A 26,393-nucleotide genomic window follows, 5' to 3' on the forward strand; every position below is an offset into this window, starting at 1 on the left:
CAATTACTTAGCTTTAGCGGTGACGATCGCGTCGATCACGTGCTTAGGCGCTTCCGAGTAGTGCTTGAATTCCATCGTGTAGGTAGCACGACCTTGCGTTGCGGAACGCAGGGTGGTCGAGTAACCGAACATTTCCGACAGAGGCACTTCAGCTTTGATGATCTTGCCACCGCCGCCTGGGATCTCGTCCATGCCCTGCACCATACCGCGGCGGGACGACAGGTCGCCCATCACGGTACCGGCGTAGTCTTCCGGCGTTTCCACTTCCACAGCCATCATTGGCTCCAGAATGACTGGCGACGCTTTGCGGCAGCCTTCTTTGAATGCCATCGAAGCGGCCATCTGGAACGCGTTTTCGTTCGAGTCCACATCGTGGTACGAACCGAAGAACAGCGTGACCTTGACGTCGACCACTGGGTAGCCAGCCAGAACGCCGGTGTTCAGGGTGCCGCGCACGCCTTTTTCCACCGCAGGGATGTATTCGCGAGGAACGGTACCGCCCTTGATCGCGTCAACGAATTCAAAGCCCTTGCCTGGTTCTTGCGGTTCGATCTTCAGAACCACGTGACCGTATTGACCACGACCACCCGACTGCTTGACGAACTTGCCTTCGGATTCTTCGCAGGCTTTGCGGATCGTTTCGCGGTAGGCAACCTGTGGCTTGCCGACGGTCGCTTCCACGCCGAATTCGCGCTTCATACGGTCGACGATAATTTCCAGGTGCAGCTCGCCCATACCACCGATGATGGTCTGACCCGACTCTTCGTCGGTCTTGACGCGGAACGAAGGATCTTCCTGAGCCAGACGGTTCAGTGCCAGACCCATTTTTTCCTGGTCGGCCTTGGTCTTTGGTTCCACAGCCTGTTGAATCACCGGCTCAGGGAAGACCATGCGCTCCAGCACGATGATCGAGGTCGGATCGCACAGGGTTTCGCCGGTGGTCACGTCTTTCAGACCAACTGCTGCGGCGATGTCGCCGGCGCGCACTTCTTTGATCTCTTCGCGCTGGTTGGCGTGCATCTGCAGAATACGACCCAGACGCTCTTTACGGCCTTTGACCGAGTTGTACACGGTGTCGCCCGAATTGATGGCGCCCGAGTACACGCGGAAGAAGGCCAGCTGGCCGACGAACGGGTCGGTCATGATCTTGAACGCCAGCGCCGAGAACTTCTCTTCGTCCGAAGCTTTACGGGTGGTCGGCTGTTCGTCCTCGTCGGTACCGCCGACGTCGTCGATGTCCAGTGGCGACGGCAGGTATTCGATGACCGCGTCCAGCATGGCCTGTACGCCCTTGTTCTTGAAGGCGGTACCGCACATCATCGGAACGATTTCCGAAGCGATGGTGCGTTCGCGCAGCGCTTTCTTGATCTCGGCTTCCGACAGGTCACCTTCTTCCAGGTACTTGTTCATCAGGTCTTCCGACGCTTCAGCAGCGACTTCAACCATCTTCTCGCGCCATTCGGCGGCCGAAGCTGCCAGCTCTGCAGGAATGTCGACGTAGTCGAACTTCATGCCTTGCGACGCGTCGTCCCACAGGATCGCTTTCATCTTGACCAGATCGATCACGCCTTTGAAGGTGTCTTCAGCGCCGATAGGGATCTGGATCAGGACCGGGTTGGCCTTCAGGCGAGCGCGCATCTGCTCGTAGACCTTGAAGAAGTTGGCGCCGGTACGGTCCATCTTGTTGACGAAGGCCAGACGTGGCACTTTGTACTTGTTGGCCTGACGCCATACGGTTTCCGACTGAGGCTGTACACCGCCCACTGCGCAGTAAACCATGCAAGCGCCATCCAGCACGCGCATCGAACGTTCCACTTCAATGGTGAAGTCAACGTGGCCTGGCGTGTCGATGATGTTGATGTGGTGCTCAGGGAAGTTGTTAGCCATACCTTTCCAGAAGCAGGTCGTCGCTGCCGAGGTAATGGTAATGCCGCGCTCTTGTTCCTGTTCCATCCAGTCCATGGTGGCGGCGCCATCGTGAACTTCACCGATCTTGTGGTTCACGCCCGTGTAGAACAGGACGCGTTCGGTGGTGGTGGTCTTACCTGCATCGATGTGAGCGGAGATACCGATATTGCGGTAGCGCTCGATGGGGGTCTTGCGGGCCATAATTATTCCTAAATCTTTGAATGGACAAAACCGAGCGCCATTTTTGCTGACAAAAATGAGCCCGGCCTCGAACAACAGATAACAGCCAGACCACGAAGGGTCCGGCCGATTTGATTAGAAGCGGAAGTGCGAGAACGCCTTGTTCGCTTCAGCCATGCGGTGAACTTCGTCACGCTTCTTCATTGCACCGCCGCGGCCTTCAGCCGCTTCCATCAGCTCACCGCCGAGGCGTTGTGGCATGGATTTTTCGCTGCGCTTGTTGGCAGCTTCACGCAGCCAGCGCATGGACAGCGCCATACGACGCACTGGGCGCACTTCGACCGGCACCTGGTAGTTTGCACCACCGACGCGACGGGATTTAACTTCAACCAGTGGCTTGGCGTTGTTGATCGCGGTAGCGAACACTTCCAGCGGGTCTTTGCCCGACTTGGCGGCGATGTGCTCGAAGGCACCGTAGATGATGTTTTCTGCGACCGATTTTTTACCGGACAGCATCAGAACGTTCACGAACTTCGCGACATCCGTGTTGCCGAATTTTGGATCCGGCAGAATCTCGCGCTTGGGTACTTCACGACGACGTGGCATATCAATTCCTTTCAATCTTCAGTTGAGGTGCGCAGATATGGGATTCGCACTCTCGCGGAGGGCCATCATAGCCATCCACTTACTCGACCACTGCGGTCGATTACATTCACTTAGTTAGCTGCCACTGAGCGAAAACTTTTAATGCAGATTACTTCTTGGCTTGCTTGGCACGCTTGGTACCGTATTTCGAGCGAGCTTGCTTACGGTCTTTAACGCCCTGGGTATCCAGTGCACCGCGAACCATGTGGTAACGCACACCTGGCAAGTCTTTTACACGACCGCCGCGCAGCAGAACAACGCTGTGCTCTTGCAGGTTGTGGCCTTCACCGCCGATGTACGAAATCACTTCGAAACCGTTGGTCAGACGCACTTTGGCCACTTTACGCAGAGCCGAGTTAGGCTTCTTAGGAGTGGTGGTGTACACACGGGTGCAAACACCGCGCTTTTGCGGGCTGTTTTCCAGCGCCGGCGATTTGCTTTTCACGGTCAGAGCGACGCGTGGATTGCGAATCAGTTGATTGATGGTTGGCATCGTTATAAACCCAACAAAATTACAACATTAATAACCCGGACGACTGTCCGGCGACTAAAACCTCGTCTCGATCTACAGGAACAACGGAGGCGCGAATAGCCACTCGCGAGGAGCGGCCTGAAACAGCGTATACGATGTGCAGAATAAATTGAGAACTCGCGAGTATAGACGTGGTTGGAACACCAGTCAATCTATTTCGCGGCGGAATGCGGCCGCGCAGGGCACGCAAACACTAGCTGAAAGGTCAAGAAACACTTGATAATAGCAGACAATATCCAACAGTCCCTGTCTATGCGATCTCTGCTGCGCCCCGCTCCCCTGTTCGTGCTGTCTAGCTACCTGCTGCTGTCGCTGGTGCCCTGCGTGCCCCTCCTGCTGGGGCGGCAGGTGCCGGAGCTGACGCACATCCTGCTGGTGGAGCTGCTGGCCTGGGCCGCGGTGTGGAGCGTGCTGCAGCGCCCGGCCTGGTTCCACTGGCTGCTGATCCCGGCCTTCCTGGCGCTGCCGACCGAGCTCTACCTGTTCCTGTACTACGGCCAGGGCATTTCCACCCACCACCTGGGCATCATCGCCGAGACCAGCCCCAAGGAGGCGCTGGAATTCCTCGGCCGCAAAGTGTGGCTGATGGGTGCGGTGATGCTGGCGGTGATCGCCTGGTGGATCGCGGTGCAGCTGGCCGCGCGCCGCAGCCCGATGCTGGCCTGGCGCGGCAAGTCGCGCTGGATTGCGCTGCTTATATTAGTAGCGCTGTCCGCGCTGTGGCTCTACGGCTGGGAGTTCGGCGTGCGCGCCAAGCCGGCGCAGAAGGCCGCGTCCGTGTCGGCGTCCAAGGCGGCCAGCGCCGGGCCGGCCGGCTCGGCGCTGGGTTCGGCGCTCAGCCAGGTCGGCATCACCGCCTCGGTCAGCGCCAGCGATGCCTCGGACAGCGACGACTCGTCCGCCGAGGAAGAGGAAGACGCCGAAGAGGACAGCTCGCCCGAACACGCCGCCATCGCCGGCGCCGGCCGCAGCGGCTGGCAGCTGGCGCAGCTGCCCTGGTGGATGCGCTCGCCGCTGGGCTTCGACGACTTCGCCTCGTCGTGGCCGTTCGGCCTGACCGCGCGCGGCGTCGACTTTTATAAGGAGCGCGCCTACCTGGCCGACCTGGGCCGGCGCAGCAGCAGCTTCACCTTCAAGGCGCACCAGCCGGAAAAGAACGACACGCCGGAAATCGTCATCATGGTGATCGGCGAATCGTCGCGCTACGACCGCTGGGGCATCAACGGCTACGAGCGCGACACCACCCCGCTGCTCAAGCAGGAGGCCAACCTGGTCACGCTGCCGGACGTCATCACGGCGGTGTCGGCCACGCGGCTGTCGGTGCCGGTGATCATCTCGCGCAAGCCGGCCATGCAAAGCCTGAAGGACGGCTTCTCGGAAAAATCCTTCCTGACCGCCTACAAGGAAGCCGGCTTCAAGACCTGGTGGCTGTCCAACCAGATCTCGTTCGGCCAGTTCGACACGCCGGTGTCGGTGTTCGCCAAGGAAGCGGACGTGATCCAGTTCATGAACCTGGGCGGCTTCACCAACAACTCCAACTTCGACCAGATCCTGCTGGAGCCGCTGCAGCACGCCATCGCCGATCCGGCGCCGAAAAAGCTGATCGTATTGCACACCTTGGGCAACCACTGGAACTACAGCCAGCGCTATCCGAAGGCATTCGACAAATGGCAGCCATCGCTGTTCGGCGTCGACAAGCCGGTCTACACCGACACCAAGATCAAGCCGCAGCTCAACAACAGCTATGACAATTCCATCCTGTACACCGACTGGTTCCTGTCGCAGGTGATCCACCAGCTGAAGGGCACGCAGGAGCTGGGTGCTATGGTCTATGTGGCCGACCACGGCCAGACGCTGTACGACAACAGCTGCAATCTCGCCTTCCACGGCCACAACACGCAGTTTGAATTCCACGTGCCGGCGCTGGTGTGGTACTCGGACGAATACAAGGCGCGCTACCCGGAGAAGGTAAAGCAGCTGATGCGCCACCGCAAGGCGCGACTGGCGACGGAAAACATCTTCCACACGCTGCTGGACCTGGGCGACATCCAGTACGACGACGAGCGGCTGGAGTGGAGCTTCATCAACAAGCAGTTCAAGCAGCACAAGCGCTACGTCGACAGCTACGGCTGGAGCAACTACGACAACGCCAGCTTCAAGGGCGACTGCCGCGAGGTGATCGACAAGGGCAAGCCGCTGAAACAGGAGAAGTAATGAGCATCCGCATCGCCGCCGCGCAATCGCCGTCCATCGCCGGCGACATCGACGCCAACGTCCGCATCCACCTGCGCTTCATCGAGGCCGCCCATGCCGAGGGCGTAGAGCTGCTGCTGTTTCCCGAACTGTCGCTGTGCGGCTACGAACTGCCGCTGCTGCGCGACTGCCCGCTGACACCGGACGACGCGCGCCTGGCGCCGCTGCGCAACGCCGCCATGGCCGCCGGCATGCGCATCATCGTCGGCGCGCCGTTGGGCGACGACAGCGACGCCCTACCCTGCATCGCCGCGTTCAGCTTCCTGCCCGACGGCAGCAGCACCATCTACCGCAAGCAATACCTGCATCCGGGCGAAGAGCTGTACGCACGGCCGGGGCCGATGGGCCCGCACTGCCAGGAACTGAATGGGCAGCGCTACGCCCAGGCGATCTGCGCCGACGCCACGCATTACCAGCACGCGGCCGATGCGGCGGCGGACGGCGCATCGATCTATCTGGCGGGGGTGTTGATTTCCGAAGCAGGTTACGCCAACGACGCCGCCAGGCTTCAGCGCTACGCCAGCGACTTCGGCATGGGCGTGCTGATGGCGAATCACGCCGCGCCGTCGGGCGGTTACGCGACAGCGGGCCGCAGCGCCTGGTGGACGCCGAACGGGGCGCTGTCGGCAGAGGTGGCCGGGCCGGGCAGCGCCTTGCTGGTCGTCGATGCGGAGGGCGGCGCACACGTTGTTGCGCTAACCGGGACGTGATGGCAAGTGTGGTTTATTGAATCGGGGGCGTTGCGGTATCAGGCCGGTTTATGCACCATCAGCCAGTACACCACCAGCAAACCGACGAAGGCCGGGATGCCGAGCGCGGTCCAGATTTTTTCGTAGAACCAATAGCGCGCCGGCAGCGCCGCGTTGTCATGCGCGGCGGCCACCGCCATATCGCGCATCCGCAGTTGCAGCCAGACTACCGGCAACCAGCAGACGCCAGCCAACACATACAACGCTATCGACCAGACGATCCACCCCGACGTGAACGGGAAGCCCGCCAGATGGATCATCCACAGGCCCGACAGCGGCTGGATGATCACGGATGGCGTGGTGAACCACCAGTCGGCTTTGGCCACCAGCCGCGTCACCACCGCCATCGCCTGCACATTGCCGCTGCGATTGACGAAGAACATATAGAACGCCGTGCCGAAGCCGGTGCCGAACATCAGCGTGGCCGACAGGATATGCAGCCATTTGATCGCAAGGTAATCCATTATTTGCTGACTCTCCACATCAGGAACATCAACGCCAGCAAGGGCAGGTTCTTGCTGAGGGGGCCGAACGGATGCAGCCAGAACGCCGGCAGGCATGCGCTCATGATGACGGTGTAGCCGCCCACCAGCGCCAGCTGCGCCGCCCACAACCAGCGGCGCGGCCGCAGCAACAGCAGCACGCCTATGCCCGCGTCCACGGCGCTGGCCGACAACAGCATCGCTTCCTGCAAGCCGGCCGGCACGCCACAGGCCGCCAGCCACGCACGGCTGTCAGCATGCGGCCAGCCAAACCATGAGACCCAGGCGGTGATCAACCACAGCAACGCAACCGCCGTGGTCACCAAGGGCTCCGCCCACGACCAGGCGGCGCCGACGCGCAGTGCAGGTCGCGTGAAGGCCGCAGGATCGCGCAGCGGCCGGCCCAACAGCGCGACGGCCGGGGCGGCGTCGGCAGTGTTACCGCCGCTGGCGCTGTGCTCCAGCATCTGCAGCGATTCCGGCGTGAGCGCGCTCGATGGCACCAGCGCCGACGCGCGCGCGACCAGCCGTGCCAGCGGCATCGGCATATCCAGCACCAGTGAAGCAGGCGCCTGCATGCCGCTACGCAAAGCGCCGAGATAGCTTGCCATCGTCATCGCGCGCGGACCGACTACGGCGATTTCGCGCGGCGCCGCCACAGCCAGGGTCAGCTTGACCAGCAACGCAGCCAGGTCATCGACATGGATGGGCTGCACCAGGGCGCCGTGCGCCATCGGCAGCATCAGCACGGGCAAGGTCGCCAGCATGCGGAACATGACGCTGCTGGCGCCCTCCTCGCCATACACCAGCGATGGCCGGACGACGATGGCGTCAAGCGGCCGCGCCAGCAGGTCCGCCTCCGCCGCGCCCTTGCTGCGCCAGTAGCCGGTTGCCGCATCCGTATGGCTGCCGAGCGCCGACACTTGCAGCACCCGCCTCACGCCGAGGCGTTCGCAGGCTGCGAACAGCGCGACCGGCGCGGCACGGTGCAGGCGGTCGAAATCGCCCGCCTGCGCCTCGCGGATAATGCCCACGCAATTGATTACCGCGTCCACACCGGCGAGCAGCGGCAGCCAGTCGCTTTCGGCGACCATGCGTCCGAAATCGATCTCGAGCCAGTCCTCTGGACGCTCGCCCAACGGCCGTTGACGACTGGCGCCGATCACGCTGCAGCCTTCGGCGCGCAAGGCGCGCAGCGCATGGCTGCCGACCAATCCTGTCGCGCCCAGTATCAAGATCTTCATGACGGTGCCTTTTTCCTTATTTCTGCATAAACAGAAATATAAAGTGAAATTTTTAGCGCGAAAGATGCGTGAAGGCGCGCTCCGTGTCAGTCTCCGCCCAGCAGGCGCGCCACCTTGCCACCCATTTTCAGGAAGCGCTGCATGGTGGCCGGCGGCAGGTGCTTGTAGTCGCCGTAGGTGGCGGTCAGCATTTCAAGGAAGTCCAGCACCTGGTCCATCTTGACCTTGGTGGCCTGCTCCAGCGCCGGATCGTTCTCCGCCTCCAGCGCGCATTCGCGCAGCACCGTCAGCGTGGGATCGATCTCGCGCTTCTTGCGCTCCTCGACGATGACGCGGAAGATTTCCCACACATCCTGCAAGGCGACAAAATGATCGCGGCGGTCGCCGGCCATGTGGGTGATGCGCACCAGCCCCCAGCTTTGCAGCTCCTTCAGGCTGTTGCTGACGTTGGAGCGCGCCACGGTCAGCGTGTCGGCGATTTCCTCGGCCGGCAGCGGGCGGTTGGACAGGAACAGCAGCGCATGGATCTGCGCCACCGTGCGGTTGACGCCCCAGCGCGTGCCCATCTCCCCCCAGTGCAGGATGTACTTCTGGATGGTCGGCGCAAGCGTCATGGCAATTCCTTTATTTCTGTCATTACAGAAATCATAGAACTGCAAACCGCAAATGTCAAAGACTATTCCGTATCCCCTCGCAATCGGCCGGATGCGCCATGTAGTCGCTGAGCCAGTCGAACACGCGGTTGGCCTTGGCCGAGATGGCGGCGTCGAAGCCGCGCGCGCCCAGCAGGGCGATGCCGTTGGTCTCGCGCAGCACGCCGGGCGCCACCCGCAGGCCGTCGCCCACGCGGCTGACGCACCACGGCGTCAAGCGCTCCTCCAGCAGCGGCGCCAGCACCAGGTTGTGCGAGGAGACGATCACCGTGCCCTGCTGCGACAGCGTGTGCAGCACGGCCGCCGCCGCCGAGATCGATTCCAGGTGATTGGTGCCGCGGAAAATCTCGTCGATGATGAACACCGCCGGCGCCCGCTCGGCCAGCGCCAGCAACTCGCGCGCCCGTCGCAGCTCGGCGATGTAGAGGCTCTCACCGCCCTCCAGCGCGTCCTCGCTCTGCATGCTGGAATACACCGGCAGCAGCGGCGTGACCGCCTGCTCCGCATAGCAGAAGCCAAAGGCGCGGGCCACGATCAGGTTCAGGCCCACCGTGCGCAGCAAGGTGCTCTTGCCGATGCCGTTCTGCCCGGAGATAAAGGCGCCCCGCTGCGCCAGCGCGAACGACAGCGGCTCGGCCTGTGCCAGCAGCGGATGCACCACCTGCTCCAGCGCGACGGCGCCGCCCTGCTCCGCCCAGCAATAACGGGGCGTCTGCGCCAGGTGGCGTGCCAGCGCCAGGTCGGCCTCCAGCGCCGCCACCCGCTCAAAGCTGGAGCGCAGCAGCGCCAGCTGCCCGCGCACCGTATCGCGGCTGGCGAAATAGTGACGCACATTCATCTGCAACAGCCAGTCGCGGTACTCGCGCACGCCGGGCAGGTTGGCGAGCACCGACTGCGAGAGCTTGCGATTGAGCTTGCCCGCCTGCGCCGCGTCCTCGCGCAGGCCGGCCGTCAGCGGATCGTCCAGCATCGCCAGCAGGCTGTGGGCGCGCAGCATGTGCTGCAGCGTCGCCAGGCTGCGCCCCCATTCCTCGACCACTTCGCGATAACGGGTCTGCACCACCATCAGCAGCACCCACAACGCCACCACCACGCCCCACAGCGCCACCACGCCGGTGACCAGCGCCAGCACCACCGACAGCAGCAAGCCCAACGGCAGCCACGGCAGCAGCGCGGCCCAGCGCGGCGATGGCGCCAGCGGCGCGCCGAACAGGGTCTCGCTGACCTCGCGGTCGGCGCGGCGCAAGCCGGAACAGGCGGCGAGCAGGCGCTGCCGTTGTCCGGCATCCTGCGCCAGTGTCCGCACGCGGACGGCGGACGCGGCCCCCCCGCCGCCGTCCGCATGCAGCCGCCGGTGCAGCTCCTGCTGGCCGAAGATGCTGGTCTCGCGCGCCAGCTGCGCGCTGTATTGCGGCAGCAGCATGTCGTCCCAGGTTTGCGCATCCAGCGCGCTGGCGTCGGCGTGCGCGGTGCGCCGGTACAGGGCGACGTCGCTGGCAACAAAGGGATAGTCGGCTATCGGCGTTTCGGCCGGCAGCAGGAAGCGGGTCAGACGGTCGAGAAAGCTCATCAAGTGCTCAGGTGGGGGCGACAGCGCCACAGATGGTCATGCTTGCCGGTTTATCAAGCGCGGCCGGACAGCGCGGACGACCGGACAAGCAGGCGGACAACGGACAGCGGCAGTCATCACCAATGAAATCAAACACTTAGCCACTGGCACAGTTTCTGCATAACGTTGCGCATCTCTACACACTTACACGATCATGATACGCGACACCTCCAATCAAGACGCCGTCATCGCCGCCCCCAAGGGCCAGGCCACCAGGCGTCGCCTGATCATCGCGGTCGGCGCCATCGCCTTGGCGGCGGCGGCCTACTCCATCGTCCACTCCTGGCGCGGCAGCGACCATTCGGTCAACCTGTCGCGCCTGCGCATCGCCGAAGTGGGCCGCGGCACGCTGATCCGCGACGCCGCCGTCAACGGCCGCATCGTCGCCGCCATCAGCCCGACCTTGTACTCGGCCTCGCCGGCCACGGTGACGCTGAAGGCCGCCGCCGGCGACACCGTCAAGAAAGGCGACGTGCTGGCGGTGCTGGAATCGCCCGACCTGACCGACGCCCTCAAGCGCGAGCAATCGAGCTTCCTGCAGCTGGAGGCCGAGGTCGAGCGCCAGAAGATCCTGGCCCGCAAACAAAAACTGCTGGCCCGCCGCGACGCCGACACCGCCGAGATCGAACGCCTGTCCGCGCTGCGCACGCTGGAGCGCTACAACGCCGTCTCCAACGAAGGCATCATCGCCAAGATCGAATACCAGAAGGCCAAGGACGCGCTGAACTCGGCCGAGATCCGCGCCAAACACGCCGGCCAGGCGGCCGAGCTGGAAAGCGACAACGTCGCGCTGGAGCTGAAGACCAAGATCAACGAGCTGGACCGCCAGCGCCTGTCGCTGGCCAACGCCCAGCGCCGCGTCGACGAGCTGACCGTGCGCGCGCCGGTGGACGGCTTCATCGGCACCTTGTCGGTGGCCAACCGCAGTGTGGTGCCGGCCAACGCGCCGCTGATGACCCTGGTCGACCTGTCGCGCCTGGAAGTGGAGCTGGAGGTGCCGGAGACCTATGTGTCCGACATTGGCCTGGGCATGAACGCCGAGGTCAACTTCGGCACCGGCACCGCCAACGCCAGGCTGTCCGCGCTGTCGCCGGAGGTGGTCAAGAACCAGGTGCTGGCGCGGGTGCGCTTCACCGCCGCCCAGCCGGCCGGCCTGCGCCAGAACCAGCGCGTCACCGCGCGCCTGCTGATCGACGAGAAGCCCAACACGCTGATGCTGCAGCGCGGCCCGTTCGTGGAGTCCGAAGGCGGCCGCTACGCTTATGTAGTCCGGGACGGCATCGCCATCCGCACCCCGATCAAGATGGGCGCCACCAGCGTCTCCGCGGTGGAGATCCTCGGCGGTTTGAAACAGGGCGACAAGGTCGTCATCGCCGGTACCGAAACCTTCGAGAACGCCGAGCGCGTCTCGATCAATCCATAATTTCTCTGAAGAGGCCCGCCATGCTGCGCATGCAAAACCTGAGCAAAGTCTATCGTACCCACATGATCGAAACCCACGCGCTGCGCGGCTTCGAGATCAACGTCAAGCAGGGCGAGTTCGTCACCGTGACCGGTCCTTCCGGCTCCGGCAAGACCAGCTTCCTCAACATCGCCGGCCTGCTGGAGGAGTTCACCGACGGCGAGTACATCCTCGACGGCATCAACGTCAAGGGCATGGACGACAACGCCCGCTCGCGCCTGCGCAACGAGAAGCTCGGCTTCATCTTCCAGGGCTTCAACCTGATCCCGGACCTGTCGCTGTTCGACAACGTCGACGTACCGCTGCGCTACCGCGGCTTCAACGCCGCCGAGCGCAAGGAGCGCATCGAGGACGCGCTGGCCAAGGTCGGCCTGGCCTCGCGCATGCGGCACTATCCGGCCGAACTGTCCGGCGGCCAGCAGCAGCGCGTGGCGATCGCGCGCGCGCTGGCCGGCTCGCCCAAGCTGCTGCTGGCCGACGAGCCGACCGGCAACCTGGACACCCAGATGGCGCGTGGCGTGATGGAGCTGCTGGAGGAGATCAACGCCCAGGGCACCACCATCCTGATGGTGACCCACGATCCGGAACTGGCGGTGCGCTCGCAGCGCAACGTCCACATCATCGACGGCCAGGTGTCGGACCTGGTGCGCAAGGCGCCGACGCTGTTTGATGCCAACGCCAATGCCAATGTCAATGCCCCCCCCCACGCCGACGGCAAAACCCATGTCGCATAAGGAGCGCCACATGTTCCAATACTACTTCCTGCTGGGGCTGCGCAGCCTGCGCCGCAACCCGGCCCTGACCGCGCTGATGGTGCTGACGCTGGCCGTCGGCGTGGCCGCCAGCGTAGCCACGCTGACCATCCTGCACGTGATGTCGGGCGACCCGATTCCGTCCAAGAGCGAGCGCCTGTTCGTGCCGCTGGTCGACAACGGTCCGATCGAAGGCTACAAGCCGGGCGACGAGCCCGGCGACCGCCAGCTCAGCTACCGCGACGCCGTCAACCTGGTCAACAGCAAGGTCGGTGAGCGCCGCACCGCGATCTACGGCATCGCCGTGCCGGTCGAGCCGCAGCGCAAGGATGTCGGCGTGTTCACCGCGCGCGGCCTGGCGCCGTACGGCGACTTCTTCAACATGTTCGAAGCGCCCTTCCTGCACGGCCAGGGCTGGAGCCCGGCCGACGACAAGGTCGGCGCCGACGTCGTCGTGCTCAGCCGCAAGCTGGCGGAAAAACTGTACGGCGGCACCGACCCGGTCGGCCAGCGCATGACCCTGGCCGGCCTGCAGTACCAGATCGTCGGCGTGCTCGACACCTGGAACGTGGTGCCGCGCTTCCACCGCATCCTCGGCACCCCGGACGGCGCCTTCGCCGAGGAGGACGAGCTGTTCATCCCGTTCACCAGCGCCATCCGCCACGAGATGCAGCGCAACGGCAGCACCAGCTGCAGCAGCGACGTGCCGCCCGGCTTCCAGGCCTTCATCGACTCCGAGTGCACCTGGATCCAGGGCTGGATCGAGACCCGCAGCGCCGGCGACCGCGCCGAGCTGCAAAGCTTCCTCGACAGCTACGCCATCGAGCAGCGCAAGCTGGGCCGCCTCAAGCGCAACGCCCCCAACAAGCTGTATGACGTGCGCGAATGGCTGGACTACATGAAGGTGGTCGGCAACGACAACAGGCTGTCGGCCTGGCTGGCGTTCGGCTTCCTGGTGCTGTGCCTGGTCAACACCATCGGCCTGCTGCTGGCCAAGTTCTCGGTGCGCGCCGCCGAGGTCGGCATCCGCCGCGCGCTGGGCGCCTCGCGGCGCGAGATCTTCCAGCAGTTCCTGATCGAGACCACGGTGGTCGGCCTGGTCGGCGGCGCACTCGGCCTGCTGCTGGCCTTCGGCGCGCTGGCGCTGATCGCCATGCAGTCGAAGGCGCTGACGGTGGTCGCGCACATGGACTGGATCATGCTGGTCACCACCTTTGCCATGGCGGTGCTGGCGGCCGTGCTGGCCGGCCTGCTGCCGACCTGGCGCGCCTGCCAGGTGACGCCGGCACTGCAACTCAAATCTCAATAAGGGAGCCGCACCATGGAAATCCGCCCCATCCTTTCCGCGCTGTTGCGCAACAAGACCGGCCCGGTGCTGGTCGCCGTCCAGGTCGCGCTGAGCCTGGCGATCCTGGCCAACGCGCTGCACATCGTGCAGGTGCGCCAGGCCGTGTCGGCCCGCACCAGCGGCCTGGAACGCGAGCAGGACGTGTTCGCCCTGCAGATCCGCCACCTGAAGAACGGCGGCCACCAGGACCAGCTGGCGGTGCAGCACCGCGAGACGGCGCTGATGCGCGCCGTGCCCGGCGTGCTGTCGGTGGCCATGGTCTCGCAACTGCCGCTGTCGCGCTCCGGCAACTACACCGGCCTGGCGCTCGACCGCAAGCAGGTCAAGTCCACCGCGCAGTCGACCACCTACTACGGCCCCGATTCGCTGGTCAAGACCTGGGGCCTGCACCTGGTCGAGGGGCGCGACTTCCTGCCCGGCGAAATCCCCGAGGTCGACCAGAACACCAGCGATGAAATGCCCAAGGTGGTCATCGTCAGCCGCAAGCTGGCCGAGAAGATGTGGCCGGGCCAGGCCAGCGTGATCGGCAAGACCATCTACTTCGGCACCGGCGAGTCGGCCAAGGATGCGCGCGTGGTGGGCGTGGTCGAACAGTTGCAGACGCCCAGCGCCCAGATCGACGAGACCGGCGAATTCTCCACGCTGGTGCCGGTGCGCCTGACCGGCGACGACGCCGACGGCTACACGCTGCGCGCCGAGCCGGGCCAGTTGGACCGCGTGATCAAGGAGGCCGAGGCGGCGCTGCGCGCCGCCTCGCCGACCCCGATCATCGTCAGGACCCGCACCATGGCCGAGATGCGCACCAACCGCTACCGCGCCGACAACGCGCTGGCGTGGATGCTGGTGACGGTCAGCGTGCTGCTGCTCTTGATCACCGCCAGCGGCATCGTCGGCATGGCCAGCCTGTGGGTCACGCAGCGCCGCAAGCAGATCGGCGTGCGGCGCGCGCTGGGGGCGCGCCGGATCGACATCCTGCGCTACTTCATCACCGAGAACTTCATGATCACCAGCGGCGGCGTGGCGGCCGGCGTGCTGCTGGCGCTGGGCCTGAACCAGCTCTTGGTGAGCCAGCTGGAAATGGCGCGCCTGCCGGCCGGCTACCTGATCGCCGGCGCCGCCGTGTTCTGGACGCTGGGCGTGGCCGCGGTGTACGGCCCGGCCTGGCGCGCGGCCACCATTTCGCCGGCCACCGCCACCCGCAGCGCCTAGTGAACAGGGCCGTCATCCCCGCGCACGCGGGGATCCATGCCGAGCAGGATAGGCCACGTCCTATGGGTTCCCGCCTGCGCGGGAACGACTAACGATGTTTGCTGTGTCAGGCATGCCGCGACAATGTTATGCTTGCGGCATGCCTACCGTATTGATCATCGACGACAACGCCGCCGTCGCCATCGCGCTTGAAGTGCTGTTCTCGCTGCACGACATCGACGCGCTGCGCGCCGCCTCCCCCGAAGCCGGCCTGGCGCTGCTGGAACGCCACAGCGTCGACCTGGTGCTGCAGGACATGAACTTTTCCGCCGACACCACCTCGGGCGAGGAAGGCACGGCGCTGTTCCGCGCCATCCGCGAGCGCCATCCCGAGCTGCCGGTGATCCTGCTGACCGCCTGGACCCACCTGGACGCGGCGGTCGACCTGGTCAAGGCCGGCGCCGCCGACTACCTGGCCAAGCCGTGGGACGACAACCGCCTGATCGCCACGGTGCACAATCTGATCGAACTGGGCCAGGCCAAGCGCGCGCTGCAGCAGCGCCTGCAGACCGAGCTGCGCCAGCGGCACGAGCTCGAGCGCGGCTACGACCTGCGCGGCATGGTGTGGCAGGACCCGGCCACCGAGCGCGTGATCCACCTGGCCTGCCAGGTGGCGCGCGCCGACGTCCCGGTCCTGATCAGCGGCCCGAACGGCACCGGCAAGGAGCGCATCGCCGAGATCATCCAGGCCAACTCCGCCGTGCGTGACGGCCCCTTCGTGGTGTTGAACTGCGGCGCCCTGCCGGCCGAGCTGATCGAGGCCGAACTGTTCGGCGCCGACGCCGGCGCCTACACCGGCGCCTCCAAGGCGCGCGAGGGCAAGTTCGAGGCGGCCGATGGCGGCACCCTGTTCCTCGACGAGATCGGCAACCTGCCGCTGGCCGGGCAAATGAAGCTGCTGCGGGTGCTGGAGACCGGCCGCTTCGAGCGGCTCGGCTCCAACCGCGAGCGCCAGGTCAAGGTGCGCGTGGTCAGCGCCACCAACGCCGACCTGCAGGCCATGATACGGGCCGGCAGCTTCCGCGAAGACCTGTTCTACCGCCTCAACGTGATCGAGCTGCGGCTGCCGCCGCTGGCCGGGCGCCCGGCCGACATCCTGCCGCTGGCGCGGCACTTCCTCGGCGCCGGCAAGGACCTGCACCCGTCGGCGCAGCAGGCGCTGCTGGCCCACCCGTGGCCGGGCAATGTGCGCGAACTGAAAAACGTCATGGCGCGCGCCGGCCTGCTGGCCGCCGGCGACGTCATCAAGGCAGCCGACCTTGGCCTGCCGGCCGCCGCCGCCGGCGCCATCGCCGACGACGGCGCGCGCGAGCCGGACCGCGACACCATCGGCCTGGCGCTGAGCCGCGCCGGCGGCGTGGTGGCGCAGGCCGCCGCCGAGCTCGGTCTGTCGCGCCAGGCCCTGTACCGCCGCATGGAGCGGCTGGGCATCGCCCGCCCCTGATGGACAACGCCGGCCGCCGCCGTCAGGCCCCCCGCCCGTCCGCCGCACGCTTATCCCTGCTGACGCGCTGGACCGCGATGGTCGGCACCCTGCTGACGGTCGGCATCGTGATCGCGCTGACGCTGACCCATTTCTTTCCCGACCATCCGGGCCTGGTGCTGGCGGTGTGCCTGCTGTGCGTGCTGCCGATCTCCATCATCACCATCCGCGCCCAGCTGGAATCCATGCTGTCGCTGTTCCGCGCGCTGACCGGCACCGTCACCAGCTACAAGGACGGCGATTTCTCGTTCAGCCTGCACTGGCCGCAGAACGACGAGCTCAGCGATCTGGTGGCGGCCCACAACGCGCTGGGCGACGTGCTGCGCCAGCAGCGCCTGGACCTGGTGCAGCGCGAGCTGCTGCTCGACACCATGGTGCAGAACACGCCGGTGGCGATGCTGCTGGTGAGCGAGGCCGGCCCGGTGGTGTACGCCAACGTCGCCGCGCGCCAGCTGCTCAACCAGGGCCGCAAGCTGGAGGGGCACCGCCTCGACGACATCCTGGCGCACGCCTCGCCGGCGCTGCGGGAGGCGATGGCGCGCGGCGGCGACGGCCTGTTCACCACCAGCGAGGCCGGCGCCAGCGGGGACCAGGAAACGCTCGACGAGGAAGAGGTCTACCACCTGGCGCGCCGCAGCTTCAACCTCAACGGCCGCAAGCACGAGCTGCTGCTGCTGCGCCAGCTGACCATGGAGCTGCGCCGGCAGGAGGTGCAGACCTGGAAGAAGGTGATCCGCGTCATCAGCCACGAGCTGAACAACTCGCTCGCCCCGCTGACCTCGCTGGCCCATTCCGGCGCCGAGCTGGTGCGGCGCGGCCAGACCGAGCGCCTGCCGCAGATCCTCGCCACCATCGAGGAGCGCACCCGCCACCTGGAAAGCTTCATCCTCGGCTACGCGCGCTTCGCCAAGCTGCCGGCGCCGCGGCTGGAGCTGCAGGCCTGGCCGGCCTTCCTGGCCCAGCTGGCGGCCCAGGTCGACTTCACGGTGGCCGGCGCGCCGCCCGACGAGCCCTGCGCCTTCGACCCCTCGCAACTGGAGCAGGCGCTGCTGAACCTGCTCAAGAACGCCCACGAATCGGGCTCGCCGGCCAACCAGGTCAGCCTGGAGGTGCGGCGCCTGCACGGCGCGGTGCGCATCGACGTCCAGGACCGCGGCCCCGGCATGAGCGACACCGTGCTGACCAACGCGCTGGTGCCCTTCTACTCCACCAAGCGCAGCGGCACCGGCCTGGGCCTGGCGCTGGCGCGCGAGATCGCCGAGGCGCACGGCGGCCGCATCACGCTGGCCAACCGCGACGGCGGCGGCCTGACCGTGACGCTGATCCTGCCGGTGTCGACAACCAACAACTAATCGGCCCGGCCGGCCCTGAAATTGTGCCGTCAGTTTGCACATCGGAAATTTCTTAGTAGAAATTACTTATTGCTCAGCCCGTGTAGTAGTCCCAGTCTATCGCGCGGCGGCGCACGATAAAAAAATATCGAATTGACATCGAAAATTGCCCAGTTTACTTTGCATAGGTAGTACGGGGTTTTATGTCTCTAGTCTGATATTTCACGAGGATAATATGAAATTAAAATCAATACTGGCAGCAGGGCTCATGGCGGCGGCAACCGGTGGCGCCATGGCCAACGACTACGCGCCGGCAGTGGTCGCGATGGTGGGCGGTCCCAGCCACTGGAGCCTTTCCTTCGGCACCACGCACAGCGACGGGATGGCGTTCACCGATACCTATAAGTTCTGGTACTCCGGCGCGCCGGGCACGGCGCAGGGCTTCTTCGCCAACTTCGTCGACGCCACGACCACGCCGGCGACCTTGCTGAACTTCAACTGGGCCGACATCAACGGCACCCCGCTGCCCGTCTTCAATGGCTTCTCGTCGGGCAGCGTGTTCTTCAGCGTGCCGGTGAGCGGCCTGGTCACGCTGACCATCAAGGGCACCGACATGGGCGAAGCCAGCTATGGCGGCACGCTGAACATCACCTCGGCCGTGCCGGAACCGGCCACCTACGGCATGCTGCTGGGCGGCCTGGGGCTGATGGGCCTGGTCGCGCGGCGACGCCGCTCCTGAGCGCCGTCATTCCGTAAAAGACGCTGCGGCGTCTTTTTTTTATCCCGCGCGGGCTGGTAAACTACCGGCATGTCCAAGATCCCCGCCTCCGCCGCCCGCTTCGACGCGCCCGGCCACCCTCCCGCCACCATCACCGAATACCAGGGCGTGCGCAGCCTGCACCTGGGCACCTCCTGGGTGCAGGGCGCGATGCGCCTGGCCAAGCCGGACAACATCGAGCTCGAATACGTGCAGATGATGATGATGTGGCTGCTGTTCAACGACCAGCCGCGCCACGTGGTCCAGCTGGGCCTGGGCAGCGCCGCGCTCACCAAGTTCTGCTACCGCCGCCTGCCCGGCGCGCGCGTGACGGCGGTCGAGCTCAATCCGAACGTGATCGCCATCTGCAACGCGCAGTTCGGCCTGCCGTCCAACGACGAGCGGCTGAACGTGCTGGAAATGAACGCCATGGATTTCGTGCTCGACCCGGCCAACCACGGCAGCGCCGACATCCTGCAGGTGGACTTGTACGACGAGGAGGCGCGCGGCCCGGTGCTCGATACGCCCGAGTTCTACCAGGCCTGCTTCGACACCCTGCGCGACGGCGGCATGATGACCACCAATGTGTTCGGCGACTTCGCCAACTACGACAAGAACCTGCAGGCGATGGAACAGGTGTTCGACGCCGTGGTCTGGCTGCCGGAGGTGCACGACGCCAACATCGTGGTGATCGCCTTCAAGCAGTCGCCGGTGCTCGATTTCAGCCTGCTGTATGAACGCGCCGGGGCCATCAAGAAGAGCCTGAACCTGCCGGCCAAGTCCTGGGTCAACGGCTTGAAGGGCTGGATGTTGGATCAGCAATAAACAGTTTACTGATGCGTGCACACCACAGTTTTGCACCATTTTGCAGCAGTCCGTCGATCAGGTTACGCCAAGTCGTCGTATAACGCACGAAATATTATCAAATGTACATATTTTGCAACAATATGGTGCAAGCCGCGTTGCCGCTCGGTTAGCGGCCACGATAGTATTTTTCTCGACCGTGCTATCCGCGCGCGTGTCCACCACAATGAGAGAGATACATGACAAGAGCACCGCACTTCAAACGCACGCTGGTCGCCAGCGCGATCCTGCTGCTGGCCGCTGGCCAGGGCAGCGCCCAGACCGCCGCCGATGCCGCCCAACCCCAGGAACAAACCGTGGTCGTGCTGGGCTCGCGCTCGGTCGCCAAGACCGCGCTCGACACCTCGGCCCCGGTCGGCCTGATCAGCCTGAAAGACATGCAGACCGCCGGCCCGCTGGAACTGGGCAAGCTGCTGCAGACGCTGGACCCGTCGTTCAACTTTTCCAGCACCTTCATCAGCGACGGCACCGACTCGATCCGTCCCGCCACGCTGCGCTCGCTGGGGCCTGACCAGGTCCTGGTGCTGGTCAACGGCAAGCGCCGCCACCAGCAGGCGCTGGTGAACGTGCAGCAGACCGTCGGCCGCGGCTCGGCAGGCACCGACATCAACGCCATCCCGCTGGGCGCCATCCACCACATCGAGGTGCTGCGCGACGGCGCCGCGGCCCAGTACGGCTCGGACGCGATCGCCGGCGTGATCAACATCGTGCTCAAGTCGCAGGTCAAGGAGACCTCGCTCAGCGGCAGCGTGGGCACCACCTCCGAAGGCGACGGCGACCTGTATTCGGGCAGCGCCAACACCGGCTTCGCGCTGGGCCAGGACGGCGGCTTCCTCAACCTGACCGCCGAGGCGCGCAAGCGCGGCGAGACCAACCGCGCCGGCCCCGATTCGCTGCGCGTCGACCCGCCACGCGTGACCCAGCACATCGGCGACAGCAACACCAAGGATTCCTACCTGTGGTGGAACGCCGCGCTGCCGATCGACAAGGCCAGCGAGTTCTACGCCTTCGGCGGCCTGTCCAAGCGCAAGAGCGACTCGTTCGGCTTCTTCCGCTCGGCCGGCGACGACCGCACCATTCCATCGATCTCGCCGAACGGCTACCTGCCGGCCATCCACACCGACATCAAGGACGCCTCGTTCGCCTTCGGCTACCGCCGCGACCTGGCCAGCGACTGGAAGGCCGACGTCAGCATCAACTACGGCGCCAGCGAGCTGGGCTTCCATGAATCGGACAGCGTCAACGTCAGCTACTGGTACGAGAAAAAGGCCGACGGCTCGATCTACGGCGAATCGCCGCGCGACGCCAACACCGGCACGCTCAAGTTCAACCAGCTGACCTTCAACGCCGACGTCAAGGGCCCGGTCAAGTTCGGCGACAGCAGCGTGTTCGTGGCCACCGGCTTCGAATACCGCTCCGACAACTACCAGATCGTCGCCGGCGACCCGGTCTCCTACCAGTACGGCCGCAGCAACAACCCGGCCATCGTCATCAAGACGCCGAGCGGCGCCACCGCCGCCTCCGGCATCCAGGGCTTCCCCGGCTACACGCCGGCCACCGCCGTCGATTCGGGCCGCCACAACATCGCCCTGTTCCTCGACGCCGAGCACAAGCCGCTCGACAACCTGACCCTGGCCGGCGCCGTGCGCTACGAAAAATATTCGGACTTCGGCAGCACCGTCACCGGCAAGCTGAGCGCCCGTTACGACCCGACCAAGGAAGTCGGCTTCCGCGGCAGCCTGTCCACCGGCTTCCGCGCGCCCAGCGTGCAGCAGGAGTTCTACAGCTCCGTGTCGACCAACCTGAACAACGGCGTGCTGACCGAAACCCTGACCGCCCGCCAGGGCAGCCCCGTCACCCAGGCCTTCGGCATCGCGCCGCTGAAAGAGGAAACCTCGACCAGCGGCAGCGTCGGCATGGTGCTGCGTCCGGCGAAGAATATGTCGCTGACCGCCGACCTGTACGAGATCAAGATCAAGGACCGCATCGTGTTCTCGAGCGAGATCGCGCCGGAAGCCAACGGCGGCCCGATCGCCAACATCCTCAAGCCGCTGGGCGTGGGCCAGGCGCAGTTCTTCACCAACGCGGTCGACACCCGCACGCGCGGCCTGGACATCGTGGCCGAGCACACCTCGAAGTTCGCGGCGTCGACCCTGGTGCTGTCCGGCCAGCTGGGCTTCAACAAGACCGAAGTCACCAAGCGCCACTCGACGTCGTCGGTGCTGACCGGCGAGCAGCTGTTCGACAAGTCGCAAGTGACCTTGATCGAACACGGCCAGCCGCGCAAGCACCACGTGGTGGCGGCCGACTACACCGCCGGCCAGTGGAACATCAACACCCGCGCCAACTACTACGGCGAAGTCGAAGCGGAAAACTTCAGCCCGCTGCAGAAGTGGGACGCCAAGTGGCTGGTCGACGCCTCGGTGCGCTATGCCTACACCAAGCGCACCTTCTTCAGCGTCGGCGTGAACAACCTGTTCAACCAGCTGCCGTCGGAGTGGACCAACGGCGGCGCGTTCCCGAAACTGGGCTTCACCCGCTGCTGGGAAACCTGCCCGATCGGCGTCAACGGCCGCTCGATGTACATCCGCGCCGACACCGCGTTTTAATGTCGTCCTGAACGGTTGGCGGCAAACGCCGCCAGGTGCAGTATCGCCGCCAACTGTTTGACCAGTCCCTCCATCTGCTCGGCCGGCACTTGTGCGTAGCCGAGCATCAGTCCCTTCCAGCCCGACGTTCCCTGCGTATCCTTGCCGCTCAACGCCTCGGCCACGATGCCGTGCTCCAGCGCCTGCGCGCTGATCGCGTGGTCGTCCATGTGCGCCTGCGTGAAGCGCAGCGCCAGGTGCATGCCGGCCGAGCCGCCGTGCACCGTCGCCACCGACCCCAGGTGTTTTTGCAGCGCCGCCACCAGCGCGTCGCGCCGCTGCCGGTACAGCCGCCGCATGCGCCGCAGGTGCAGCGCGAACTGGCCGCTGCGCAGGAACTCCGCCAGCGCCAGCTGCTCGGCCACGCGCCCGCGCGCGGACGACTGCGCGCGCATCTGCGCGAAGGCCTCGGCCAGCCACGGCGGCACCACCACGAAGCCGATCCGCAGCGACGGGAACATGGTCTTGCTGAAGGTGCCCAGGTAGACCACCGGCGCGTCCGGCGCCAGGCCCTGCATGGCCGACAGCGGCGCGCCGTCGTGGCGGAATTCGCTGTCGTAGTCGTCCTCGATGATCAGCGCGCCGGCCTCGCGCGCGGCGGCGATCAGCGCCAGCCGGCGGCGCAGACTGAGCACGCTGCCCACCGGGTACTGGTGCGACGGCGTGGTGTAGACCAGGCGCGGCGGCCGCAGCAGCCAGTCCTCGCCGGTGGGCGCGATGCCGTCGTCGTCGATATCGATGCCGGCCACATTCAGGCTGGCGGCGCGCGCCGCCGCCAGCGCGCCGCCGTAGCCGGGATTCTCGATCCAGATGGTGTCGCCGACGTCGGCCAGCGCGCGCACGCACAGATCCAGGCTTCCATGTATGATTACGCCCATGCCAATTGCTTACTCCTATGCCCGCTATTCATCGGGCCGCCAGTCCTCTGGCATCACTCTTGAGCGCCAAGTGAAAGCCGCGAGAGCCTATGTGGACGCTGTTGAGGGACTCACTCTAGATACAACGCTAACCTTACACGACCTTGGTGTATCTGCATTTTCAGGGCGTAACCTTGGGCCTCTTGGAAAACTTGGCAAGTTCGTAGAAGCTGTAGACAAAGGGCAGATCGCGAAAGGTTCTTATCTTTTGATTGAGTCGTTTGATCGTTTCTCGCGCCTACCGCCAATGGACGCACTAGACAAACTCAGAGAAATCACCAAAAAAGGTATCGTTGTAGTTACTTTGATGGACGGCATCGCCTATAGTGAAAAAAGCATGTCCGATAACTGGACCTCACTAATCATTGCTCTGGCTTCTATGGAGCGGAGCAACGATGAGAGCAAGGCTAAAAGCAAACGTAGCATATCCAATTGGCAGAACAAAAACGAGAAAGCAAGAGTTGCCAAGACCCCTCGTGGTGACACTGCCCCACTATGGCTAACCTACACACCAGAGCGATACGTTATCAATGAAGAACGCGCAACGATAGTGCGGCAGGTGTACCAATGGGCGTTGGATGGCTACGGCAGAACAGTTATTACCAGAATGTTGAATGAACGTGGCATTAAGAGTTTCAAAGGCACCTCATGGGGCAGTAGCAGTATCCAGCTTTTGCTGAAAAACCCCGCTGTTATGGGAGTATACCAGCCTCATTCAAACGCCCGGGGAGAAGCACGCACGCCCATAGGAGAGCCAATAGATGAGTATTATCCGATTATTATTAGTTCGACACTATATAACGCAGTGCAGGATGCCACAAAAACTCGTCGGATAACCCGAGCAACCAAGCAAAGCGCGACCTTCAATATATGGCAAGGCATCGCACGTTGCTATACTTGTGGCTCACGGCTCCACCTTAGCAATAAAGGCCGTCATTCCTATCTCCAGTGTTACGGAGCAAAAAAAGGTACATGCGATGAGAAAAGTATACGACTAGATGCTTCGGAGAAGGTATTGCCTGAAATATTAGCAAAGGTGGGCGACAAATCTCTGATTCAGGCCAACAGCGCTAACCAAGCACAACAGCTTCAAGCGGCACAGAACAAGCTTCATATCGAACAAAAAAAATATGCGGCGACTCAGATTATTCAGGAAGAGGAACCGACACTAGCTGGCGCTAAGGGGATAAGAAAATGCGAAGATACGATAGCTTCTCTACAAGCAGAGATTGCAAACCTTAATTTCACGTTGGCCTCTGACGCAATATTAGATATCGATACATTTTTTGAAAAACTTAATGTCGTGATGGCGAGCTACGAGGGACGAGTTCAAGCAAATAGCCTATTGAAACGTCGCAAGATAACAGTTTCGATTCAATCAATATCGCATCCTAGGCAGGCAGTTGCGTATATAATTATTGAGGGCGAAAATCCGCTAATTGGGTTCATAGTTCAATCACATAAGGAAATTTGGCCTATTCCATTTAATGTGGAGCAACTCGACAAGATGAAAGCTCAAGGCAACTACACTCAGGAGAACCTTAAATTTGCGGAGACAGCAATGCCCATATGGAAAAACAACATATCAGCATTGCTTGGGAAGGGCGATATGTTCAAAGTCAACTTAATGAAACGAAGCACGTAATGCTGCAGCCTTTAATACATTGATCCATTTAAAAGTCAGATATTTGATGGAATGTTATTGCCGGCGGGACATAACACCGGATATTGCTTAACAAGACGGATATGCCAGTACCATTTTGAGGAAATTATTCGGATTACCTCGTTTTGCATAGTTAAAGGTGCGCCGTTCTGGCAAGCTGTTCAACGGTGGTTCCTAATGCTTTCGCAAGTCGGATGAGCGTTAGGATAGCCACATTGTTATCTCCCCGCTCCACGCGGCCCAAGTAGCTTCGATCAACCTCCGCCATTAAAGCCAGCGCCTCTTGGGACATACCTTTGCTCATACGAAGCTGGCGAATGGAAGACCCAAGCGCCAACAAGGCATGGTCTTGGCGATTTTTTGATAGATTAGGCACATTGCCATCATCCTAAGATGTTAGACTATGATCGACGGTACATGTACCTCAATTCATACTTAGGAGAACCACATTGAAATCCACGAGTCTCGCAATTGTCCTACTCTTCTTCTGCAACGCTACCGGTGCAGCTCCAAAAGAAGGGTTCACATGTGAGAAAATCAAAGATAAAGAGGTCCGCAACTCTTGCATTGAAGCCAAGCAGGCGGCAGATAACGTCAAAAATGTTGCTGTTAGGGCTGAAATTGATGCCAATTCAGGGAAGAGAAAAATTGAAGCGGATAAGGCCGCTATCGTGCAAACATTGAACAGTTTAAAAAAATTGGACGTCAAGGTTAAAACCGGGATATCTTATGTTAATTATGCCCCCGCATTAGCTGATGCAAAATTCGATGTCAAATTATTTTCTGAGACAGATATCGCAAAAAATTATCCAGAAATAATGAAAGATTTCCTGGACGCCCTTAACCATTACGATAGGGCACATGAATTGTGGGAGCATAAATTTGAAGGGAATGGCGACACAATTTCTGCTGTTTTCGATGTGCCGACGCAAGGCTTCTTCTCTACGGGACGCTCTATTATTTTCTCCCCGCAAATAAAAAAATATATCGATGAATTGGAGGAAATCTATCCCGGGATAGCCCAAGATAGCATATATGCTCCCGGAACCGCATTGGGCAAGTACTTTGTGTTTCCTCCGGGATATTCTCCAAAAGGGACCGAATTAAAAATTGGTAGAGGCGTATCCATTATTTTTTCTGCGGCTGGCGATGCGATTGAGCGCGCACAAAAAATTGCGGACACCCTATAGGCGACAAATTATCTCTTCATTATGAAGATTTTGTTTAACCATCCTTCTTCGCTGAAGAGATATTATAATTTCCGAAATAGTTGCCTATTGACATTCTACAAATATCGTGTATAATAAACTAAATAAATAAGTATTCTTGTGAGTGCAATGCTCCAAGTCTACAGTACCGGCAGAGAGGCAATGGCTAATTCAAGTGGATTAGAGTTGAAGTCCTGAACGGTATCAACTGCCCGGAGAGAGAACAACAAGCGCTCGGGTATTTTGCAGTTGGCCCACATGCGCGGTTCGGGGCGGAAAGTCAGCGTAAGACGCAACCAGTAATAATATCTTACATTCGGTACACCTATTCACACAGACTACTCATATCTTCGCCTCTTAAAAATGGTGTGCGCTTCGTTGCGCCCCGGGGATCAGATCGAAGAAAATCTAACTCGCAGTGAAAAAAGTACCGACGCCACTGGCGTGACTCACCTAA

Annotated in this window: 21 protein-coding genes and 1 pseudogene; 13 read left to right on the forward strand and 9 right to left on the reverse strand. The window is 62.8% G+C overall.

The features are described from left to right. Positions 1-3 precede the first annotated feature (3 nt). The 3 genes from fusA to rpsL all read right to left on the reverse strand — a co-directional run bounded on the left by fusA (position 4) and on the right by rpsL (position 3,226). Positions 4-2,109: an elongation factor G gene (gene fusA, locus ACEN9O_RS06805; RefSeq protein ID WP_495616837.1), complete on the reverse strand. Its 2,106-nt coding sequence runs from the start codon at positions 2,107-2,109 to the stop codon at positions 4-6. Positions 2,110-2,223: 114 nt separating this feature from the next. Next, positions 2,224-2,694, reverse strand: a complete 471-nt coding sequence (gene rpsG, locus ACEN9O_RS06810) for a 30S ribosomal protein S7 (RefSeq protein WP_008444271.1) — start codon at positions 2,692-2,694, stop codon at positions 2,224-2,226. A gap of 148 nt (positions 2,695-2,842) precedes the next feature. Further along, positions 2,843-3,226, reverse strand: coding sequence for a 30S ribosomal protein S12 (gene rpsL, locus ACEN9O_RS06815; RefSeq protein WP_008444270.1), 384 nt, complete (start codon positions 3,224-3,226; stop codon positions 2,843-2,845). Between the two features lie 291 nt (positions 3,227-3,517). Here rpsL and ACEN9O_RS06820 point away from each other — a divergent pair, with 291 nt between their 5' ends. Next, positions 3,518-5,479, forward strand: a complete 1,962-nt coding sequence (locus ACEN9O_RS06820; RefSeq protein WP_495616838.1) for a phosphoethanolamine transferase — start codon at positions 3,518-3,520, stop codon at positions 5,477-5,479. Then, positions 5,479-6,228, forward strand: coding sequence for a carbon-nitrogen hydrolase family protein (locus ACEN9O_RS06825; protein ID WP_495616839.1), 750 nt, complete (start codon positions 5,479-5,481; stop codon positions 6,226-6,228). The genes ACEN9O_RS06820 and ACEN9O_RS06825 overlap by 1 nt, the downstream gene beginning before the upstream one ends. A 38-nt stretch (positions 6,229-6,266) precedes the next feature. Here the strand turns inward: ACEN9O_RS06825 and ACEN9O_RS06830 are convergent, their stop codons facing one another. From ACEN9O_RS06830 to ACEN9O_RS06845, 4 genes are all read right to left on the reverse strand, one after another. Further along, entirely contained in the window at positions 6,267-6,731 is a 465-nt protein-coding gene (locus tag ACEN9O_RS06830; protein ID WP_495616840.1) for a DUF2269 family protein, read from the reverse strand. Beyond that, the gene (locus tag ACEN9O_RS06835) at positions 6,731-7,993 is read right to left on the reverse strand and encodes an SDR family oxidoreductase (RefSeq protein ID WP_495616841.1); all 1,263 of its coding nucleotides are present in this window, start codon (positions 7,991-7,993) and stop codon (positions 6,731-6,733) included. Before ACEN9O_RS06835 ends, ACEN9O_RS06830 begins: the two co-directional genes overlap by 1 nt. A gap of 86 nt (positions 7,994-8,079) precedes the next feature. Next, positions 8,080-8,607, reverse strand: coding sequence for a GbsR/MarR family transcriptional regulator (locus tag ACEN9O_RS06840; RefSeq protein ID WP_495616842.1), 528 nt, complete (start codon positions 8,605-8,607; stop codon positions 8,080-8,082). Positions 8,608-8,662: 55 nt separating this feature from the next. Next, positions 8,663-10,216, reverse strand: a complete 1,554-nt coding sequence (locus ACEN9O_RS06845; protein WP_495616843.1) for a MutS-related protein — start codon at positions 10,214-10,216, stop codon at positions 8,663-8,665. 193 nt (positions 10,217-10,409) lie between these two features. On the opposite strand from ACEN9O_RS06845, the gene ACEN9O_RS06850 reads away from it, so the two are divergent. The 9 genes from ACEN9O_RS06850 (at position 10,410) to ACEN9O_RS06890 (ending at position 22,109) form a co-directional block, all read left to right on the forward strand. Next, positions 10,410-11,678: an efflux RND transporter periplasmic adaptor subunit gene (locus ACEN9O_RS06850; protein ID WP_495616844.1), complete on the forward strand. Its 1,269-nt coding sequence runs from the start codon at positions 10,410-10,412 to the stop codon at positions 11,676-11,678. 20 nt (positions 11,679-11,698) lie between these two features. Then, a complete protein-coding gene (locus ACEN9O_RS06855; protein WP_495616845.1) occupies positions 11,699-12,451 on the forward strand; it encodes an ABC transporter ATP-binding protein in 753 nt (250 codons plus the stop codon). A 10-nt stretch (positions 12,452-12,461) separates the two neighbouring features. Then, on the forward strand, positions 12,462-13,778 hold the full coding sequence (locus tag ACEN9O_RS06860) for an ABC transporter permease (RefSeq protein WP_495616846.1): 1,317 nt from the start codon (positions 12,462-12,464) through the stop codon (positions 13,776-13,778). 12 nt (positions 13,779-13,790) lie between these two features. After that, entirely contained in the window at positions 13,791-15,026 is a 1,236-nt protein-coding gene (locus ACEN9O_RS06865) for an ABC transporter permease (protein WP_495616847.1), read from the forward strand. 139 nt (positions 15,027-15,165) lie between these two features. Further along, a complete protein-coding gene (locus ACEN9O_RS06870; RefSeq protein ID WP_495616848.1) occupies positions 15,166-16,509 on the forward strand; it encodes a sigma-54-dependent transcriptional regulator in 1,344 nt (447 codons plus the stop codon). Continuing rightward, on the forward strand, positions 16,509-17,900 hold the full coding sequence (locus tag ACEN9O_RS06875; protein ID WP_495616849.1) for a sensor histidine kinase: 1,392 nt from the start codon (positions 16,509-16,511) through the stop codon (positions 17,898-17,900). Before ACEN9O_RS06870 ends, ACEN9O_RS06875 begins: the two co-directional genes overlap by 1 nt. A 247-nt stretch (positions 17,901-18,147) precedes the next feature. Next, the gene (locus tag ACEN9O_RS06880; protein ID WP_495616850.1) at positions 18,148-18,618 is read left to right on the forward strand and encodes an FxDxF family PEP-CTERM protein; all 471 of its coding nucleotides are present in this window, start codon (positions 18,148-18,150) and stop codon (positions 18,616-18,618) included. A gap of 69 nt (positions 18,619-18,687) precedes the next feature. Continuing rightward, positions 18,688-19,461 (forward strand): spermine/spermidine synthase domain-containing protein, encoded by a 774-nt coding sequence (locus tag ACEN9O_RS06885; protein WP_495616851.1) that lies wholly within the window; start codon positions 18,688-18,690, stop codon positions 19,459-19,461. Positions 19,462-19,679: 218 nt separating this feature from the next. Next, the gene (locus ACEN9O_RS06890; protein ID WP_495616852.1) at positions 19,680-22,109 is read left to right on the forward strand and encodes a TonB-dependent receptor plug domain-containing protein; all 2,430 of its coding nucleotides are present in this window, start codon (positions 19,680-19,682) and stop codon (positions 22,107-22,109) included. On the opposite strand, the pseudogene ACEN9O_RS06895 reads toward ACEN9O_RS06890, so the two are convergent. Continuing rightward, positions 22,106-23,005 (reverse strand): annotated as a pseudogene (locus ACEN9O_RS06895) (aminotransferase-like domain-containing protein); the annotation flags it as partial. The gene ACEN9O_RS06890 and the pseudogene ACEN9O_RS06895 overlap by 4 nt on opposite strands. 7 nt (positions 23,006-23,012) lie before the next feature. On the opposite strand from ACEN9O_RS06895, the gene ACEN9O_RS06900 reads away from it, so the two are divergent. Continuing rightward, a complete protein-coding gene (locus tag ACEN9O_RS06900; RefSeq protein ID WP_495616853.1) occupies positions 23,013-24,710 on the forward strand; it encodes a recombinase family protein in 1,698 nt (565 codons plus the stop codon). 151 nt (positions 24,711-24,861) lie between these two features. Here ACEN9O_RS06900 and ACEN9O_RS06905 read toward each other — a convergent pair whose 3' ends face one another. Then, positions 24,862-25,104 carry a helix-turn-helix domain-containing protein gene (locus tag ACEN9O_RS06905; protein WP_495616854.1) on the reverse strand — a complete coding sequence of 81 codons (243 nt, stop codon included), beginning with the start codon at positions 25,102-25,104 and terminating at the stop codon, positions 24,862-24,864. Positions 25,105-25,177: 73 nt separating this feature from the next. Between ACEN9O_RS06905 and ACEN9O_RS06910 the strand changes: the two genes are divergently transcribed. Further along, positions 25,178-25,918, forward strand: a complete 741-nt coding sequence (locus ACEN9O_RS06910; protein ID WP_495616855.1) for a hypothetical protein — start codon at positions 25,178-25,180, stop codon at positions 25,916-25,918. The last annotated feature ends 475 nt before the right edge of the window (positions 25,919-26,393 follow it).

It is taken from the genome of Duganella sp. Dugasp78, from assembly GCF_059491455.1.